The sequence below is a fragment of the Paenibacillus sp. J22FR83 genome, from assembly GCF_059691955.1.
Genome location: NZ_JCAUAM010000023.1, coordinates 83,100 through 101,554 on the forward strand (window position 1 = coordinate 83,100; position 18,455 = coordinate 101,554).

Annotated in this window: 13 protein-coding genes; 1 reads left to right on the forward strand and 12 read right to left on the reverse strand. The window is 47.7% G+C overall.

Going from position 1 to position 18,455, the window contains the following annotated elements; genetic code table 11:
• Positions 1 to 22 precede the first annotated feature (22 nt).
• The 9 genes from AC58PV_RS30620 to AC58PV_RS30660 all read right to left on the reverse strand — a co-directional run bounded on the left by AC58PV_RS30620 (position 23) and on the right by AC58PV_RS30660 (position 12,579).
• Entirely contained in the window at positions 23 to 982 is a 960-nt protein-coding gene (locus AC58PV_RS30620; protein WP_497436659.1) for an ABC transporter permease, read from the reverse strand.
• Positions 983 to 1,160: 178 nt separating this feature from the next.
• Entirely contained in the window at positions 1,161 to 2,585 is a 1,425-nt protein-coding gene (locus tag AC58PV_RS30625) for a Sapep family Mn(2+)-dependent dipeptidase (RefSeq protein ID WP_497436660.1), read from the reverse strand.
• Positions 2,586 to 2,627: 42 nt separating this feature from the next.
• Complete coding sequence (gene bglB, locus AC58PV_RS30630; protein WP_497436715.1) at positions 2,628 to 3,698, reverse strand: beta-galactosidase BglB; 1,071 nt, start codon at positions 3,696 to 3,698, stop codon at positions 2,628 to 2,630.
• A gap of 96 nt (positions 3,699 to 3,794) precedes the next feature.
• On the reverse strand, positions 3,795 to 5,429 hold the full coding sequence (locus AC58PV_RS30635; RefSeq protein ID WP_497436661.1) for a response regulator transcription factor: 1,635 nt from the start codon (positions 5,427 to 5,429) through the stop codon (positions 3,795 to 3,797).
• Positions 5,426 to 7,207, reverse strand: a complete 1,782-nt coding sequence (locus tag AC58PV_RS30640; RefSeq protein ID WP_497436717.1) for a sensor histidine kinase — start codon at positions 7,205 to 7,207, stop codon at positions 5,426 to 5,428. Before AC58PV_RS30640 ends, AC58PV_RS30635 begins: the two co-directional genes overlap by 4 nt.
• A 118-nt stretch (positions 7,208 to 7,325) precedes the next feature.
• A complete protein-coding gene (locus AC58PV_RS30645; protein WP_497436663.1) occupies positions 7,326 to 8,669 on the reverse strand; it encodes a DUF455 family protein in 1,344 nt (447 codons plus the stop codon).
• A gap of 37 nt (positions 8,670 to 8,706) precedes the next feature.
• Positions 8,707 to 10,596, reverse strand: a complete 1,890-nt coding sequence (locus tag AC58PV_RS30650) for a heparinase II/III domain-containing protein (RefSeq protein ID WP_497436664.1) — start codon at positions 10,594 to 10,596, stop codon at positions 8,707 to 8,709.
• A 19-nt stretch (positions 10,597 to 10,615) separates the two neighbouring features.
• Complete coding sequence (locus AC58PV_RS30655; RefSeq protein ID WP_497436665.1) at positions 10,616 to 11,767, reverse strand: trans-sulfuration enzyme family protein; 1,152 nt, start codon at positions 11,765 to 11,767, stop codon at positions 10,616 to 10,618.
• A 14-nt stretch (positions 11,768 to 11,781) separates the two neighbouring features.
• Positions 11,782 to 12,579 (reverse strand): phytanoyl-CoA dioxygenase family protein, encoded by a 798-nt coding sequence (locus AC58PV_RS30660; RefSeq protein WP_497436666.1) that lies wholly within the window; start codon positions 12,577 to 12,579, stop codon positions 11,782 to 11,784.
• Between the two features lie 179 nt (positions 12,580 to 12,758).
• On the opposite strand from AC58PV_RS30660, the gene AC58PV_RS30665 reads away from it, so the two are divergent.
• Positions 12,759 to 13,643 (forward strand): helix-turn-helix domain-containing protein, encoded by an 885-nt coding sequence (locus AC58PV_RS30665; RefSeq protein WP_497436667.1) that lies wholly within the window; start codon positions 12,759 to 12,761, stop codon positions 13,641 to 13,643.
• A 50-nt stretch (positions 13,644 to 13,693) separates the two neighbouring features.
• On the opposite strand, the gene AC58PV_RS30670 is transcribed toward AC58PV_RS30665, so the two are convergent.
• The 3 genes from AC58PV_RS30670 to AC58PV_RS30680 are packed head-to-tail and all read right to left on the reverse strand — an operon-like array spanning position 13,694 to position 18,283.
• Positions 13,694 to 16,645, reverse strand: a complete 2,952-nt coding sequence (locus AC58PV_RS30670) for a family 78 glycoside hydrolase catalytic domain (RefSeq protein WP_497436669.1) — start codon at positions 16,643 to 16,645, stop codon at positions 13,694 to 13,696.
• On the reverse strand, positions 16,563 to 17,276 hold the full coding sequence (locus AC58PV_RS30675) for an SGNH/GDSL hydrolase family protein (protein ID WP_497436670.1): 714 nt from the start codon (positions 17,274 to 17,276) through the stop codon (positions 16,563 to 16,565). The genes AC58PV_RS30670 and AC58PV_RS30675 overlap by 83 nt, the downstream gene beginning before the upstream one ends.
• Entirely contained in the window at positions 17,273 to 18,283 is a 1,011-nt protein-coding gene (locus AC58PV_RS30680; protein WP_497436672.1) for an aldo/keto reductase, read from the reverse strand. The genes AC58PV_RS30675 and AC58PV_RS30680 overlap by 4 nt, the downstream gene beginning before the upstream one ends.
• Positions 18,284 to 18,455: the final 172 nt, after the last annotated feature.

Sequence of the window (18,455 nt, forward strand, 5' to 3'; positions counted from 1 at the left end):
TACTCTCCTACTCATGCGAATTTTACCAAAGTCCTTCCTTACCCAGACGCTTAGCGAAATAATTCGCACCAAGCACAAGAATAAGATTAATGATGGATTGCGACATCCCGATTGCTGTTGTTATTCCGAATTGTCCCTGTTTAATACCTGAGGAGTACACGTATGTGCTAATAACCTCCGAAATGCTGGTAACAACAGGATTTTGTAAGGCAAAAGGATGCTCGAAACCGATGGATACCATATGACCGATATTGAGAATTAACAAGATAATAACCGTTGGCATAATGCCTGGCAATGTTATATGCACGATTTTCTTCCATCGGCCTGCGCCATCCATGACAGCTGCTTCGTACAAAGAAGGATCGATCATCGTCATCGCTGCAAGATAAATAATCGTTCCCCAACCCGCTCCTGCCCATACGCTGGACAAGGTGTAGATGATGACCCACCAGGTCTCCTCGATCATGAAATAGATTTCTTCCATCCCAAAGAATCTCATCACACTATTAACGATCCCGTATTTCGGGGAAAGGAGATTGTAAATAATCCCGCCCATGATGACCCATGACATAAAATGTGGCAAATACAGAAGCGATTGCGATATTTTCTTGAAATATTTCGCTCTGATTTCATTCAACATTAAGGCCAAAATAATCGGTGCTGGGAATCCCACAATAAGACCTAGGACATTAAGTAGCAGGGTATTGCGGACGATGCGATAGAAATCCTGAATCTGCAGCATCTCCTTGAAATGATGGAGCCCTACCCAATCAGAATCGAGGATCCCTTTGAAGATGTTATAATCTTTAAAAGCTACAACAAGCCCTAGCATCGGAACATAACAAAATACAAAGAAAAAGATAATGCCTGGGACAAGCAGTAAGTACAAATCGTAATTTTTGAACAGCTCTTTGGTAAAAGCACTTCTTCGTTTACTGTTCGTCTGGGCAATTATCTGGTGTTTCTGAGATTGTACTTCCATACCCTTGCTCCTTTCTTTACCTACTAACCCCTTAACTGAAAGCGTTTGCTATACGGCTAAAAGTTCACCGCACACCCTATTCTTCTAGGTATGTTGCAAGTGTACTTCCTTGTGAAAACGATTGACATGCTAGAAATTTTACTTTTTATTAGTTTTCTTTACTTCCATCTTGATCTATCTAGCTTTCATCCACTGATTCATCCACCAATAACTCAAACATACCCTGTAAGCAGATTTCGGCATGCCTCATCATATCGTCAATGTAGACGAACTCATCTGCTTGATGGACGTGGGTATCAACGCCACCAGGCAGCCCCGCACCGAATGCGACACCATTGTTTCGCAATTTACGGGCATAAGTACCAGCGCCCATACGCAGCAATACGGCTTCGTCTCCCGTCATTTTCTTGTACGCACGGCTTAACCGGACAATGACGGGGTGGGTCTCTGGCACATAGACCGGAAGCAGGTGCCGCGTCAGTTCAATGTGGATGCCATGCTTGCCGGCAAGGCCAGCAACTGCAGCTAATATACCCGCACCATCATGGCTGACTGGATACCGAATATTGCTTAGTGATTCCGCTCGATGGAGATCACAGGAAATGGTGCGTAAATATACGATCAACGCGCCTGATTCGCTATCACTACAAGCAATGCCGAGCGATTGTCCGCCTTTCTCCGCGCCAATTTTCTCATTAAGGAAATGTAAGAACGGATCCCAATTGGTCGTTAGCACTTGCGCACAGAGGAAAGCAACCATATTCGCGATGGCATTTCGCGATCCTGTCGGACTGTCTGCCAGAAACTCACTTCCCGCTGTTAACAGCAAATTGCCGCAATCGTCGTATGCGAACGACATATTTGCCTGAAGATTAACCGCATCATGAAAGTCTGCCACCTGACTATCGGTGAGAAGGGCCAACGATAGCGAAGCCGTGCAGCTCTGTGGAATCAGCGTGAGCATGTTGCCACCCTTCAGAGACAAGATCGTCAGCTGCGGTTTCGGTCTCGTGGAAGAGGCCTCTTGTTCACTCGAGAACACTACGTTCATGCTGCCCATTTCCACATTGAAAATAGGGTAGCCAGCATCAGGCGCAAATGCCATAACGGGGAGCTGCTCCCGCTCGAAATAGTAGTCGAGGTCCCTCATGCCACTCTCCTCGTTCGTCCCAAAGATTACTCGGAGACGGCGATTGCCGATAATTCCTAGATCCTTCAACACTTTCAGCGCATAGAGCGCGACTACGGCTGGTCCTTTGTTATCGGACGCTCCTCTTCCGATGATCTTGCCGTTCTCGACAAGCCCACCGAACGGCGGGAAGGTCCATCCTTCTCCTTCTTCTACGGTATCCAGGTGAACAAGCACCGCAGCGATTTCCTCACCTTGTCCGTATTCGGCATGGCCCCCATACCCGTCCACATTGGTCACGTCGAACCCTAACGACTCAGCTAGATGGAGCATATATTGCAGAGCACGATCGACGCCAGCTCCGAACGGCTTTCCCGGTTCCGGGTCAGCCATGATACTTCTTATTTGTACGAGTTCAGAGATACCAGCCGTAATCTCATCCCGATATTTGTGAATTTCATTCCCGATTATCATAGATATATCCCCCACCTTCTCACATTCGCTTCCAACCGACAGTCAGTCGACATGATGAAGACTTTCTACCAACATGAGCAGCGTCATGGACTGCCCGTAAGGCATCGGGCATAGGGGGATGTCACGATAGAACTGCAGCGTACGCCCCATGCGCGTTCCGTAAGATACTCCGTGAACGGCTCCTTGTGCATCAACCTTATTCATAACGGCTTGCAGCGCTCTCAGCCCGACTTCTTTGTAGACTTCGCTGATATAGCCTTTGCGAACCGCTTTCAGAATCCCGTACGCAAAACCCGCAGTTGCTGAGGTTTCCTCGTAAGATGTCGGATCATTCAGCAATGTCGTCCACATCCCGCTCGGTCTTTGCAGCTCAGTCAGTTTATGAATCTGACGCTCTAGCGAAGAAAGCAGGAATACTTCTACACCTAGCGGTATCTTGACGATATCCAAGTAATCGACCAGTCCTGCCGTGTACCACGCATTACCGCGCCCCCAGAGCGCTTCCGCGAAATTATGCCCCTCCATGAAGCTCCAACCATGAAAGAATAACCCTGTTTTCTTATCCGTCAAATACTTGAGATGGACGAGGAACTGACGGATACTTTCTTGTACATAGTGATCTTTGGCCAGTACAATACCCATCCTGCCCATGAACAGCGCCGTCATATAGAGCGTGTCGTCCCACAACTCGCCCTCATTCGCATTATCGATCGTCTCGTGCGTAATCCCGAACTCAGGCGTCCGAGGCATTTCATCTGCGGCATAACTTGCCCACTCTTCACATATCCGCAAATATTCCGGATTACGCGTTTCCTCGTACAAGTAGCTTAGCGTAAGCAGCGGACACATCGTATTGACGTTCTTCGGTGGCAGCCCTTCGCGAATCCGGCTGTCGAACCAATCGGTTAAATACGTAAACACATCCCGATTCTGAGTTTCCTTGTAATATAAATAGAGGGAGAACAAGCCCACGCCTTGAGACCAGTCCCATTTATCCATCGTAATGATGCTGACAGGCGTATCTTCCTGGATCGTTGCCTCCAGATTTTTCATACCACTAATGACTTTATGAATCATGATCTCTATCTCTTGCCGCTGTAACTGCGTGATCATCACGGTAAGCACCTCCAGATACGCACTATAAAGTGCTTATACGCCTAATGTAACGCACATGCCCAGCAGTTTACATACGAGAATCTTACCCTTTTATTAGATTTCTTTACCTCTGTTCTTATATTCTTTAGGCGATTGACCTTCAAGTCTCTTGAAAACCTGATAGAAATAGGCGTATTCCTTATACCCTACCATTTCGCCTACTTCATTCACCTTATTCTTAGGATCCATGAGCAGACGCTTCGCGGTCTCTATCCGAGCCTTCGATACCAAATCCACGAAATTAATACCCGTTTCTGTGCGCAACAACCTGCTAAGATAACTCGAGCTCAAACCGAAATGCTCAGCGGTCGACGTCAAATTGATGGTGTCAGCGATATGGGTGTTAATGTAATCGATGACCTTCTTTACGACAAGGCTGTACACTTTCTCCCCGCCTTCAAGCTTCTTTTTAATCGTCCCAATAAAAGTTGTCAGGTAGGTAGACGCTTCCATCATACTCGTCAGGCGATACACATCCTCTAGAATTTGATCGACACTTTTGCCAAGGCCAAACTCATCGCCAGTTATACGGAAATAGTAGCGTGCCACCGCAAGACATACTTCGGAGAGCAAACCCTTCACGACAAGGATATTCCCTTCGCTATAGGCGGTAATTTGTTTCAGGAAACGCTCCAAATAAGCTATCACATCTTCGCTGGATTTGTCCTCCAACATTTGATTAAACTGTTCCAAATCTTGAATAATCGAGAATTTCCCCAGTTCTTTTTCTTGCTGACCATGATCGGGGAATAACACACGCTCCTCCATCCGGAAAAAGCTTGAATCCATAATCTGAGAAGCTTCCCGGAAAGCATCCGGCAGCTCTAAAAGGGATTTATACACGGAACTGACAGCAATATGACAGGAGACTTCCTCCTTCATTTTCGCCATATCAATAAACGCATTGCAGAAGCTCTGCAGCTTCATTCTGTACTCTCTCTGCGAGAATACCTTAGGAAAAAGACAGACAAATACAAGATCATGATCTCGCAGAGATTCGATTACATAGAAATCACGTTTGGCAGTTAGATTATGTGCTTGTTCAGTTAGACGGAGCTGCATCTGCTGCTTAAGCTTGACTATGTTCGCTGCACCAGACTGGCCCCCTCGATCTGCAGTACGAACAATTTGCACAACGAATCGGCTATACAAAATTTCAAGCTTCTTCACTTGTTCTTGCATATCGCCTGTTCCTGTCATTAAATCACCGATCAGCTTGCTTCTGAGTGACGGGATGGAATCGCTATGTTGTTTCTCCAACTCGACGTAAGCTGACGTAATTTTGACCGTCTGCTCATTCTCCCTGCGCTTGGAATCAATTTCGGATACGGCACTCCCGATCACCTGGCTTAACTCTTCGTAATTGATAGGTTTGACGATAAAATCGAATACCCCGAGTCGAACAGCTCTTTTCGCATATTCAAAGTCTTGATAGCCGGTAATTAAAATTGTTTTGGCCAATGGATAATTCGCACTCATTTCTTCAGCAAGATCGAGCCCGCTTAAGCCAGGCATTTTGATGTCCGTTACCAGAATATCTGGCTGCAGCTCCATTATTAAACGCTTGCCTTCGATGCCATCCTCCGCTTGACCGACTACGGTGCAATTCAGCTGATCCCAGGCGATTGTTTGCACAATAGCTTGCCGGATCAGTGGTTTATCATCTATGACCACTACTTTGTATGTCATTTGGGACTCTCCTCCGTTAGGATTGGCAGACGAATCCGAATCGTTGTCCCCTGATCCCTTTCACTCATAATAGTTAAACCGTATTCGTCTCCAAATAAGATTTGAATCCGCTTGTGTACACTGATAATTCCGACGTTCGTATGCTTATCTTTCTGTTTCAGTTTCGAATTCTCTGGTGGGTTGAGCAAGTGCTCCTTCGTTTCCTCATCGATGCCTACGCCATTATCGGATACCTCGAGATATAGAACGTCTTCCTTAATCCAGGAGCCGATACTGACAATCCCTTTGCCTACTTTCTCTTCAATGCCATGCTTGATCGAGTTTTCTACGAGCGGCTGCAGAATGAATTTAGGAACCCTAAGGGCCATCAAGCTGCTGTCAAAATAGTAATTTACCTCTATTCGATTGCCATAAATAATTTGATGAATCGATAAATAACTCCTAATAAAGTCGACTTCTTCCTGCAGGTAAATAATATCCCCCTTCTTGCTGATGCTCTCTCTGAGCAGCTTTCCGAGAAGGTAAATCATTTCGCTGACTTGTTCGTCGCCACGCAGCTTGGCTAAGCTATGAATCGACTCCAGTGTATTGTATAGAAAATGAGGGTCAATCTGGGCTTGCAGCGCTTTGTATTCGAATTGTAACGTGCGATACTCCGCTTTCTGCTTCAGGAGCTTCTCCTCGTACACAGTATGAATTAACTCGCTGATCTTCGTAGCCATTGAATTAAATTTCTCCGCAAGCAGACCTACCTCATCTCGGCTCCTCGGAACGATAACCTTATGGGTAAAGTCTACGGAGAAGTGCGTCATGCTCTGGAGCAGGAGACGCACGTTTCCTGTAATGTTTCTAGAGATGAAGACCGCTAAAATGAATGCTAAGCATAGTGAGACAAGAATAGTGCTTAGTGTCCACAATTTGATGACTTCCGTGCCGCGTGTTAACTCGTTGACAGCAATAACTTGGACAATCATCCATTTATCATAAGGTGTTGAAATTATAGTAGAAATGTACGTTTGCCCTTCATATTGAAAGCCCTGATTGGGACTAGGCTTCCCAGCGTACATCTTATTTTCAATGAAATAGCGGGTCGGCTCCGAAACAAGCCTATCGTACAACAGCGGCTCGAGTTCCTCGTTCAGGATGACGATGTTTCCCTTCGTCAGTTCGTCCACATTGGTGTAGATACTGCCGATCAAATTAATGTCGACACCGACGATAATGATACCCACGTAACGGCTAGATGTAACGTCATATACCGCCTTCTCCATGAAGATAACGTTGCTCTTTCCTGGAACCCAGGAAGTGCGGCCACGCTGATCTTTAATTCTCTCAATATCCAGATCCACCAATTGTTTATTATAATTTTGGGTTGCACTGCGTTCGAATCCGAATGGGTTGCCAGCCGTGTCGATGACCATGACGGACAAGTAATCCTCTTTGGAGAACACTAAATCTTTCATGAATTCACTAATTACCCTATTTTTCATATACAAATCTAATTCACTTGCATCCTCCGAAATACCCAGCGTCGTATTGAGCGTGGAATTGCGGAACTGTTGAAAGACATGCTCCTCAATATCCTTAGTCCGTTTCTCGAGGTTAATCCCGATTTGTTCAATTAAATATTGAGAGAAAACAGACGTATTCTGTTTAATTACACGGACAGAAACATAGTAATTAACGATACTAATCATCAGCACGGTTAACAAGATGATCACTGTGAAGGACAGCAGAAACTTCGTGCGCAGCTTCAAGCTCAGAAATTTGGAAATCACATTAGACAAACATTTCACCTGCATTCTGATGGAATGGCAAGTGCGTGAGCCTTCAGCTCACGCACGTATTGTTAGCATTATAAACCTTTCCACAGTAATCGGCTATGGATGGCGTTCATTAGTATTTATCGTAATTAAGTTCCATCGTTGCAAATCCGCAAAACTCTGGAAAACTATGCAGCACTTTGTTAATCTCATCCTGGCTGTAACCCATTTTGCGCAGATGCATCTGTTTAACCGTTTCAGCGGCATTCTGTGCAGATATGAAATCATCCATATGCTCGAATAGCTTTGCGCCCCATTTCTGCCCAAACCCCACATGAAGACGCTCATCTGCAATATCATATTCGGATTGGATGGACGATAATGGATCACCGTGCTTCATGAAAGCCGTAATCGACTTCCGCTTCTTGATAAAGGAACAGGGCTCCATTACCATGGTCAGACTGGAATAGAACTCTGGAAACACCCCCTTCATCGTTTCTGGTGTCGGCGCTGTCGATGGATGCCATGAGAAATCCTCCGTGCGATAGCCCATCTGCTTCAATCGGCGAACGCCCATTTGACTGTGGCGAACCTCATCCCAAGTATGCCGTGCAACATCAAAGTAGAAATCTACTGGCATTTTCTGCACGCCATAGTACAGATAGGTTAGGCTCTCTACAGCCGACATTTCACTGGCATTAATGAAGATCATATGTTTCAAGCTATCGTATGTGGGCGATTTCGGATCGAACATCGCACTCTTGTACTTAGTCAAATCGACATGCGGGTACTTCGGATCGTTAGCAGGCTTCAGTGGGATCGGGCCCGCCGGCTCCATCACTGGATGGTCAGGCCAATCAATTCCTTTCCCCGACGATGATTTCTCAAGCACCTTCCATACCTGATCCATGTAAACCAGCCAAGTCTGATATGCATCACGCTTCTGCGCATCTTCCACATAAGCAAACTTCACATAAGGAATGCCCCAGGAAATCATCTGCTCCTTATCCAGCTCGATATATCGCAGTTTATCAAATGTCGGTCCGTCCAGGATCGGATCCAACGTCTCATGAAATGCCGTGTACTGCTCATAAAGCTTCTGGACGATAAACTTATAACCCGCAGCAAATTCAATCAGCCCTGCCGCCTGCGTAATACGCTGGCAAGCTTCTTGGAGACTGCTCGGCGTCCATGCTTTATCATTGATATCCGCTCCAGGCAACTCGCTAATCCGTTCACGCAAATGGATCATATGCTGCGTGTGCAAATACGACATTCGCACAAGTTCCCCTTTTAGTTCCCAGTCAGGCACAGAGGATACCCATCCCATCGTCATGCGAGACAGCTCAAACTCTAGCCAGAAGCACATCTTCAGCAGCTTTGCGGTATCTATCGGTCGCAGCAGTGAGCCTTTATAGGAGGATGCAGCTTCAAGGAAACTGTAATCCGTTACGTCCACTTCAATTCTCTTCGCCATTGATGATTACCCTCCATAAGAAGAAATGACTTTCTTTTTACTCTATCGTATAAAGGGCTCGGTATACGGCACCACGCCCACGCCTTCTCACCAATACCCCAGCTCGCTTCTTAGCCGTTGTATCTTCGTAGCCCTCGAATACATAAATCTCAGTACCTGCGCATCCTTCCATGCGAAGCGTTAACGTGCGTTCTGCCATAACCCAGCGTATCGACCAGATATCGTCCGTCGAGCAGACACGTAGATTCATCAGATGCTGGTAGCCGAACTCGCTCCCAATGGGTGCACATGGCTGCGTTTCGAACGCTGTCTCCATCTCTCCCTGGCAGTGAAACAGCCAGTCTGTCTGATGTTCGTCTGCGCTAATGACCTCAAACGTATCCGAGAGGCATCCTTCTTGCAGCTCAATATCGCGCACATAATCGACACCAGGATATACGTCCTTGGCATGGGCTCGAATTCGATTTCTCTCTGGTTCGAATTGTTCCACAACGCTCCGTTCCGTATAGACCTGATCAACACCATCGACGATGACCGTATTATGAGCAATTGTCTTCCGCTGCCACTCTAGGAATAAGAAAGAGCCATAGCCATTGGAAGAGATATCGTGAGACCATAGGCAATCCGCGTCGAACAATTCGATATTCATGACATCCGGGTGCGCATGGCTCCGCGTGTTCAATCCGTATTTCATAAATAAGGCCGTTTTCCCCGCGCGTAGCGAGCAGATTTGAGAAGTAGGATAATTCTTGGTTACGCGGATCATCTCTTCCCCCGCATACTTTCCTTTGCCGAAGAGGAGACGCTGAACCCACCCTTGGGGTGAATTCTCGATCATCCCTCCATAAGCCATGGTTGGCCGGTAGTAGGTCCCGTAAGATCTGGAAAGCGCGTACTCGAAGGCTTCATCTGGAAACAATTGATTCGCATACTCATATTGACCCGCATAGTGAGTTAACGCGATATTCGGCCAGCCGTCATTCGGATTGGGGAAAACACCGTTATCAAACGCAAGCTCAGCCGGGAAGACATACATCCGTTTAACGATCTCTTCCATGCCATTGCATGCTACATTATAAGTACGAGCGAACAGTAGGAAATAAGTGAACGGTTCTACGCAATAGAAATGATAGTGGAATGAACCTTCATACCAGAATCCTTCCGCTGTTACGCCCTCCTTCAATTGCTGCAGCAAGCCGAATGGCCCCTTCAGGGCTCTCTCTACATAGCTGCTATCACCGAAGAACATGCCTGTCATACCTATTGCTGCCTTCATCCAACACGCAATGTTGTGAATACTCGTACAGAGTCTTTCCAACAGCTCTACCTGGGGGTCGAATAGATGACTTTTGTAGTGTCGAAGCTCGGTAGCGCTTAGCGTCTCCTTCACCATCTCCATGCCCTGCAATAGCCAAATCATGCCAACCGCATCGCAGAGATTAATGCCCGCTATTTTTCCAACATAACCCGCGGGAACATCTACCTGAAGCTCCTCATAATGATCGCAATAAAAGGACAGTACCCTACGGATATAGGCCGGATACCGCTCATCCCCTGTGAGCCGATACAACACGCCTGCGTAAAAAACATGCTTATGCGCTTCATCCCGGTACAAATAATTCCATGCTTGATCAAAGCGAGCACCCTTATTGGCATGGCCGCAGCTTTGACAGATATTCGCATGGGGGGCTTCCCGCTCGAAATCAATCCGGCTCCCGCAAGCTTCGCAGAAATAGTTGTGCCCCCATCCCGTAATTCTCCCTGGATCATCGGCGTAATGATTAACCCACCACTCCGTGGTCTCAAGCAGGTTGTCATACACCGTCTTCGCCCAAGCTTCCGTCCGAATTTTCTCTTGAACAGTCTGCCAATCCTGAACATAGCTCACGTTAACACGCGTCCCCTCTATACTTCGTACAATTAACAACCGACGGTTCCCCTGACGACTATCGTGTCATTCCGATCAGTGCGCGATCCAGATCTTCAATAATTGAATCTACATGCTCCAGCCCAACCGATATGCGCATCAAACCGATCGGAATTCCTGATAGGAGGGATGTCTCCTCGTTGACCCACAACCCTGGTGAATTAATGAGACTCTCAAAACCACCCCAACTTGGACCTTCTTCAAAATAGCGCAAGCCCTTCATCATCTTCATAATCTGCCCTTTGTCACCCTTAGGCACGAAACTCATCAAGCCAGAGTAACCGGACATCTGCTTGCACCCAAGCTCGTATTGCGGATGGCTAGGCAGACCTGGATAGTACACAGCGGATACAAGTGAATGACCTTCAAGGAAAGCAGCAACCTTCTTGCCATTCTCCTCATGCTGCCGCATCCGAACCGCGAGAGTCCGCAGGCTCCGGATAAGCAGCCAGGATTGGTGGGGATCCATAACCGCCCCATACAAACTTCTTTCGTTATTCGTAATGGATTCCAGCACCTGCTTGCTGCCTATGATGACACCACCCAGAATATCGCTATGCCCACCCAGATACTTCGATGCAGAATGGACCACGAGATCAATGCCATAGGCAAGGGGATTCTGATACAACGGCGTCGCCCATGTATTATCAATAATCGTCGCAATCCCGTGAGATTTCGCCAGCGCAGCGATGGCCTGCAGATCCTGGAGCGTGAAAATGTTCGATAGCGGGCTTTCCAAATAAATCACTTTCGTATTCGGTCGAATCGCCTGTTCGAATTCCTCGATGCTTTCCCCTGACACGAGCGTAACCTCACAGCCGAACTTCTTCATGTACGTTTCTAGAAAGGCTTTGGCAGGCACGTAGGCCGCACGAGGGCATATGACATGGCTATCTTTCTCAAGATAATAGGACAAGGCAGCACTGATAGCCGCCATTCCTGAAGAGAAACATCGTGCTTCCTCCCCACCTTCGAGCGCTGCAATTTTCATCTCGGCAATCTCCGTCGTCGGATTGGCAACGCGCGTATACGTATAACCGTGATTAACCGTCTTCCTTGTGAAGAGTGAATTTTGGAAAATAGGGGGCACAATGGCTCCCAAATAACGGTCATAATCGTCACCGAGATGAGCAAGCAGGTCTTCCTTACTCGTGATATCATCCTTATCCATAGTTGGTCTCCTTCTTACGATCTGGAGGCTAATAGTGGGAACATCCGACCTGCCAACGGTTGATTTTCCTGCAAGTTCAAATCCATCGTAATCGCATGCTTCTTCCCGCTGAATGTCGTTCCGTCCGGCATATAAATAAGCGCTAGCGCACGCCTCGGTTTATCCGTTACATTCGAGTGAGCATAGTGAAAAGTAAGTCCATTATGGAACGTACAGCTGCCTGCCTTTAACGGCACCTTCACAGGCTTCGCATTCTCATAATCGGTCCCCTTCACGAACTCGAATAAATCCTGAGGGTTGGCCAAATCAATATGATTTAATTTACCGGCATTTTGTGATTTCGGTACGAACATCATGCAGCCATTCGACTCATCCACGTCATCGAGTGCGATCCATATTGACATGGCTCCCTGCTCCGTCATTGGCCAATACGGGTAATCTTGGTGCCACGGGGTCGGCTTGGAATCGCCTGGCATTTTCCAGAGGGCATGATCGTGAAAGAGACGAATGCCGCTAGCGCCTGTAAGCTCGAGTGCCATTTGCGCAAAGCGCGGGTTGAAGGAATACTTATGCATGCCGCCATGATCCCGCCAAACGTTAACACGCTGGTTAAGCACGCGGTAATAGCTGCCGCCTTTCTTATCTGTTTGCAATGAAAGCGCTCCCGAATCCTCGATCATCACTTCTTCCATGTATTGGCGAAGCTCAATTAATTCTTGCTCGTTAAGAACATTATCCACTTGGACGAATCCATTTTCTTGATAAAATGCGCATTGCTCTGCGGTTAAAAGCGATTGAATCGCGTTGGTCATGGCAGCCAGCTCCTTTTGTACTTTCTGTTCTTTAATCTCACTTTATCATGCGTACGAGGGGGCAGACTTGGTGAATCCGTCAGAGTTTCAAGGTGATTTGCCAACTTCCCTTCTTTCCGAATATCCTCTATGATAAAAAGAAATGAAGCACTTATCTTCCTTACCGGAGGTCTTGTCCGATGACTCGATTTGCAAATGAAAGTTACTTGGAATCGTACGAATTTCCCTTTCATCTCGAACAGTACACGTGCAAAAAAAAAGAATCCGTCAAACCACATTCACACGAATTCGTCGAGTTTGTGTATGTGGTAGAGGGATCGGGTCGCCATAGCTATGCAGGATCGGAATATCTGATTCAAGAAGGGGATGTCTTCGTCATCGAGCCTGATGTCGAGCATGCTTATTTCGTGGATGAACATCTCTCCGTGTACAATATCCTCTTTGCCCCTTCCATCTTGAGTCATGAGCTGCAATCGTTATCCAACGTCACGTCGTTCGTCGACTTTTTCTATGTGGAACCTTTTCTGCGGCAGTACGTCCATTTCCAGTCCCATCTCAAACTGAATCCACATCAACGAATCGAGATGAAGCAGCTGCTTGACCGCATCCTCAGCGAATACACGGATAAGATGCTCGGTTATCGCCTGCTCGTGAAGACCAGGCTCATCGAGATGTTCGTATTCCTCAGCCGCTGCTACGATCAAATGCTGCATAAACCAATGACAGCGCTTGCTTCCGAGCATAAAATCATTGAGCGAGTAGCCGAATTTATCGAGCTGCATCATGCCAATCCGCTGTCGCTTGCCCAAGTCAGCCAGATGTGCGGCATGAGCCAGTCTGCTTTCACATCTCGATTTAAGCTCTACATGGGCAAAACCTTCATCGAATTCCGCAATGAAATTCGCATTCGGATCGCGAAAGAGCTGATGCTTTCTACGAATAGCAACATTTTGCAGATTGCCCAAGAAGTCGGGTTCGACGACTTGAGCTTCTTCAATAAACTTTTCAAACAAATGCATGGAATCTCTCCTGGGAAATTCCGCAAGAGTCAGAAGGAGGATTAATCGCAGCAATACAGCAACCACTGTACCTGCCTGAGCAGAGTCCTTCAAGTCTATCCGATCCTATGTATCTGAATATCCCAATCGGCATACTGATCTTGAATCGCCTCTATTTGAATATCTAGCGGAACAGCTGCGTGCATTACGTGTTTTCCCGCTTCCTTCGACCACGATACATCGATACGCCCATAAGCCGTCGGAACGCTGCCTTCTGCCCATAGCAGTTCAGTTACTGGCGGGACGATTCGAATATTCCGATAGCCATCTTCTAGTTTCTCAATGCCTAACAGCTGATTCCCAAGGACATAAGCCGGCGCAGCCGACCAGGCATGCGCATGACTCCTTGGGAATACTTGAAAGGCTTCCCATGTGGTTGTAGCCCCATAACGAATCATTTGCCCCCAATCGGTCTTGATCTGCGCCAACGTGCGGTCTAGTTCACCGAAACGTTTCCACACTTCAAACAAATAGAACGAGAAGAAGGGCGTACCAATTTGAACCCAATCCTTCGGCGGATTCAGCAGTTGAGGTTCGATAACAGCTGCCTGCCGCTCTCCTAAGCAATCCGCCAGATACAGTAACACATGCGTCTGGAGACTTGTCGTCGTCGAAGGCTTACCGTTACGGTGGATACCGTCCAGGTAGACCTGAGCCTCTTCGTTCCATAAACGCTCATCAATTGCTCGCTTCATCTGCTCTGCACGCTGTAGCAGATCCTCCGCTTCGCCTTGTAGACCCAGCAATTCCGCCATCTCTGCTGCGATTCGGTGGCATTGCGCCAATTGCGCCTGCTGCGCAGTGACTACGCCAACAGTGGGAATATCGATTGGCGCCCAATCGAGCATATTCCAAGAGCTCGTATCAAACAGGCCATCTTCGTTGAGAAATCCTCTATACGCTTCCAGTGTTAGCCGGATTTCCGGATAGATGGCCTCGATGAAGGAACGATCACCGCTGTAATCGACATACTCCTTACAAGCGATAATCCAACTAAAGGTCCACATCGGAATCGCCGCCTGCCAATCCGTAGGGAATAAGGCAAGCAGAAGCGGACTTTGACTCCGCGAACGCGGCACCATTTCCAAGCAATGCCTGACAAGCTCATAGGAGCCGAACAACTGATAGTTCACAAGTGCGCTCACTCGGCAGTCCCCTACCCAGAAGACCTGCTCATAGGTGGGACAATCGACGAACGTATCCTCCATGCACATGTGGGACGTATGCCTGGATATTTCCCATATGTCATTCAACAGAGGATCAGAACAGCGGAATAACGCTTTATCCGTAGCCGGATAACTAGACTGATGCAGTTGGATTCGATGAATCCGAATCTGCGTATCGGCTTGGCGTACCGCCACGATCACATACCGGAAGCCCATCCGGGTAAAGCTCTTGAACACTTGCCTACCTTCACGGCAAATATACCGGAATGCATTATTACAGCCGGATGTATAGGCATTGACGCCACTGACTCGATTTTCGAAGCCATAGACATCGATCACTGTTCCTTGTGGTGCATCAACTTCTAGTTCAATGGTGCCTACGTAAATTTTCCCGAAGTCCAATACGATTTCGAGATCCCTGCCTTCTACGGTACGAGGGAGCTCAGTCGGCAGCAGATGGTCATGCAGCATTCGCTCTATTCGGTTCGTAATGGGATAGTGCTTCACGCATCGTTTCCGCATCATCAACGAATAGATCATTTGGTTAACGAGCACATGCCTCGGATGAACATCCTTCCACATCTCGTGGTATGCCCCGAATGCCTCCAAGGTTGAGCAAGCCCCTATTTCCAGCAGCAGCGGATGCTCATGATTCAGACCCGTTCTCTTCTCAACGCCGCCGTACACAGGCTGAAGGCCATCGGCATATGACTCGATTGTTTCAAACGGCCCCATGGTTACGAAGGCGGCATCTTGCTCGACATCCTTAGGATGAGCGAACTGCAGTTCCCTATCAAAATCAAATTCCATATGGCAGAACAAATCATTATGAACGCCGCAAATCTCCATCAGGAATAGGTGCTCGCCAGCCGCTAGCTGTATCTCATCCTGATGAGCATACCAGCGGTCATCGATCTTGAATCGCCCCTGAACGCCATTCCACTTGGAATGTGCGAATGTTAATCGACCGTGGGTTGCTGCCTCAACCACCAGCCTAACGGCCAAAAACCCACTGAATATCTTCGCATTAGCATCACGCGCTCCTGGATACAGATTATCCCGCATTTGAACGGAAATCACTTGGCGGATGGGCTCAATTTCACTCAGTGCGAGGACTTGCTTCGGCCTAACAATCTGTGTGGATAACGGCTCAATGACTCGTGGATAAAGTCCTCCCCAAGGTGCACCTCCGTAAGGAGCAACCACTTCACTCTGTACCCAGCTCCTGTCATCGTAGACAGGAAGTACCCATTGTTCGCTCAGCGCATTGGCATCGCATATTTCCATCCAACCCAAATTCACATTACGCTTAACGACATCGACCTCGTATCCTTCATGCCTGCAACAAAGCCATGTTTCATCTGTGCCAATGACCTGGATGCCATCGGAGCCGTGCAAGGATAATTCCACAATAAGTCCCGCTTCATTCTCAATGTATTGATAATTAGAATGCCCGTAGTGCCAAACCTGCACGGCAATCACATTCGTTCCAGTTCGCAGCAAGTGAGTCATATCAAACTCATCGTAATACCAGTGATCCGCAGTCGAACGTATAGGTCCTTCTCCCAGCTCCGTTCCATTTATCCATAACCTAAACTTGGTATCCGCAGAGATAGACAGTATCGCTCGATTGCATACCTCTTCCTCATATGTAAACGTTTTCCGAAAAAGGATGTGCTCATTAATCGGTCTCCGCTCTCCCGACTTCCATATCCATTTCGCCTGTTCGAACATGCGGCTCTCCCACTTTCTGTTGAAGTTATTCGTGTCCTTCGAATATCCGAGCTTCGATTCGTTCAGCCATCTGGGCATGTAGTTCGCGATCGGGGTGATTGATGCCATTGGCTAATCTAGCATGAGGTGCTTGCCCTTCCAGCAACCATGCTTCGAATAGCGCATACATGTCCACGTACGCCAGCTTTTCTCGCTTCACATACTCCCTAAGCGCAAGGGTATACAACCGTAAATACCCCTTCTCTGCTGTATCTGAGAAACGAGGCAATACAACGCGATCATTCGCATGAATGGTATCGTTATCGTGCAACATCATCATGTTGGGCGTAAGCATTAGGATATCTGCTTCTGTATCTCGCTTCACAGTTCGCACGAACGCATCTATTTTCTCCAAATAAGGCTCAAGCCCCGCCTCCCCCGCATGACAATCATTCACGCCGAACCCAATGGTAACAAGATCAGGTTGATACGCAATCACATCCCGCTGCCACCTCGGCTCCGACTTAACAGCCGTATCTCCCGATACGCCAGCATTGATGACATTTAGAATTGTCGTCGGATACCGTTGCACAATTCGCTTCTTAAGCAGATTGTGGTAGACTTGCTCGTGCTCGATAGCAGCGTATTCCATGCAGCCTTGGGTCACGCTATCACCGAAAGCCACGTAAGTGACAGGGCGAGCTCGGACATCGTCCGCTTTCTCCTTCAGGCGCTTATGGAATCTGGCAAAAGCACTCATAACGGATCCACCACCGCATCTGGATTATGATAATTACGTGGCCAATTGAACGGTTTCAATTGCTCCAATAGCTCCGTCGGCAACGGTTTTCCGTCCGAAACCTTAAGATTGAGTTCCACTTCCTGAACGCTGCGCATTCCCGGAATGACACAGCTCACAGCTTCATCCGACAGACAGAAACGAAGCGCAACTTCGGCAAGCGTCATCGTCGCATCGTACTCACGAATCATTCGTTTAATTGCATCCACCTTCTCCAGTGTCCGCAAGAAACGCTCCCCCTTGAAATACGTCCGCCTTACATCGCCTGGCGCGAAAGTAGCGTAGGTCTCTGGAACCCAGTTGCCGATCAATGAACCTTCATCAAAGGGGACCCTGGCAAGAACAGCCACGCCGTTCTTCTTACAAGCAGGTAACAGTGCCTCCGCAGGCCTCTGCTCAAAAATATTATAAACAACCTGCTGGGCCTGAATCAGCCCCGCCTCAGCAAGTGCAATACCATCCTGTGGACGGTAATCACGAATAGATACGCCGAATTCGCGGATTTTGCCTTCCTTCTGAAGCTCCGTCAACGCCTCATGCCATTCGCGATCTTCCAAACCCTGAGGAAACCAGCCATGCAACTGATACAGATCAATGGTATCCACACTTAGTCTTGTTAAGCTGTCTTCACACTGTTTGCGGATGTGGGCTTTAGGATAACGCCCTGTCATAGCAGGATCGATCTCATTGGGATGCGGCCATTGAACGGGCTGCACCTTGGAAGCTATATAAATATGATTGTGATGCCATTGCTTGAGTGCCATGCCGATGACTTCCTCCGAATGACCTTTCCCATACATTTGAGCTGTATCTACGAGATTAATTCCCCGATCCCATGCTGCTAGCAAGGTTTTAACGGAATCACGGTCATCTACTTGCCCGAAAGCTCCACCACCGCCAATCTGCCAACCCCCGAAACCGATCTCTGAAATATCCCACTCGGTATTGCCAAATTTCCGATACTTCATAAGAAGCATCCTCCTCTCTCGAATCACCTTTCAGTATAAGGGGGGTACGAAGAGGCTTTCTTGGTCGATCTGCCAGAAAAAACACGCCAAATTCGCGCTTCACAGCTCCTAAAGGATGCGGTAGAATGTAGGAAATTCTGGACATTTCCACATATCCGCGTCCGAGTGCATG

Coding starts and splice junctions, on each gene's coding strand:
- AC58PV_RS30635 (WP_497436661.1), bottom strand. CDS start 5,429: ATGACATACAAAGTAGTGGTCATAGATGATAAACCACTGATCCGGCAA.
- AC58PV_RS30660 (WP_497436666.1), bottom strand. CDS start 12,579: ATGACCAACGCGATTCAATCGCTTTTAACCGCAGAGCAATGCGCATTT.
- AC58PV_RS30670 (WP_497436669.1), bottom strand. CDS start 16,645: ATGGCATCAATCACCCCGATCGCGAACTACATGCCCAGATGGCTGAAC.
- AC58PV_RS30655 (WP_497436665.1), bottom strand. CDS start 11,767: ATGGATAAGGATGATATCACGAGTAAGGAAGACCTGCTTGCTCATCTC.
- AC58PV_RS30680 (WP_497436672.1), bottom strand. CDS start 18,283: ATGAAGTATCGGAAATTTGGCAATACCGAGTGGGATATTTCAGAGATC.
- bglB (WP_497436715.1), bottom strand. CDS start 3,698: ATGATCACGCAGTTACAGCGGCAAGAGATAGAGATCATGATTCATAAA.
- AC58PV_RS30625 (WP_497436660.1), bottom strand. CDS start 2,585: ATGATAATCGGGAATGAAATTCACAAATATCGGGATGAGATTACGGCT.
- AC58PV_RS30675 (WP_497436670.1), bottom strand. CDS start 17,276: ATGAGTGCTTTTGCCAGATTCCATAAGCGCCTGAAGGAGAAAGCGGAC.
- AC58PV_RS30665 (WP_497436667.1), top strand. CDS start 12,759: ATGACTCGATTTGCAAATGAAAGTTACTTGGAATCGTACGAATTTCCC.
- AC58PV_RS30645 (WP_497436663.1), bottom strand. CDS start 8,669: ATGGCGAAGAGAATTGAAGTGGACGTAACGGATTACAGTTTCCTTGAA.
- AC58PV_RS30620 (WP_497436659.1), bottom strand. CDS start 982: ATGGAAGTACAATCTCAGAAACACCAGATAATTGCCCAGACGAACAGT.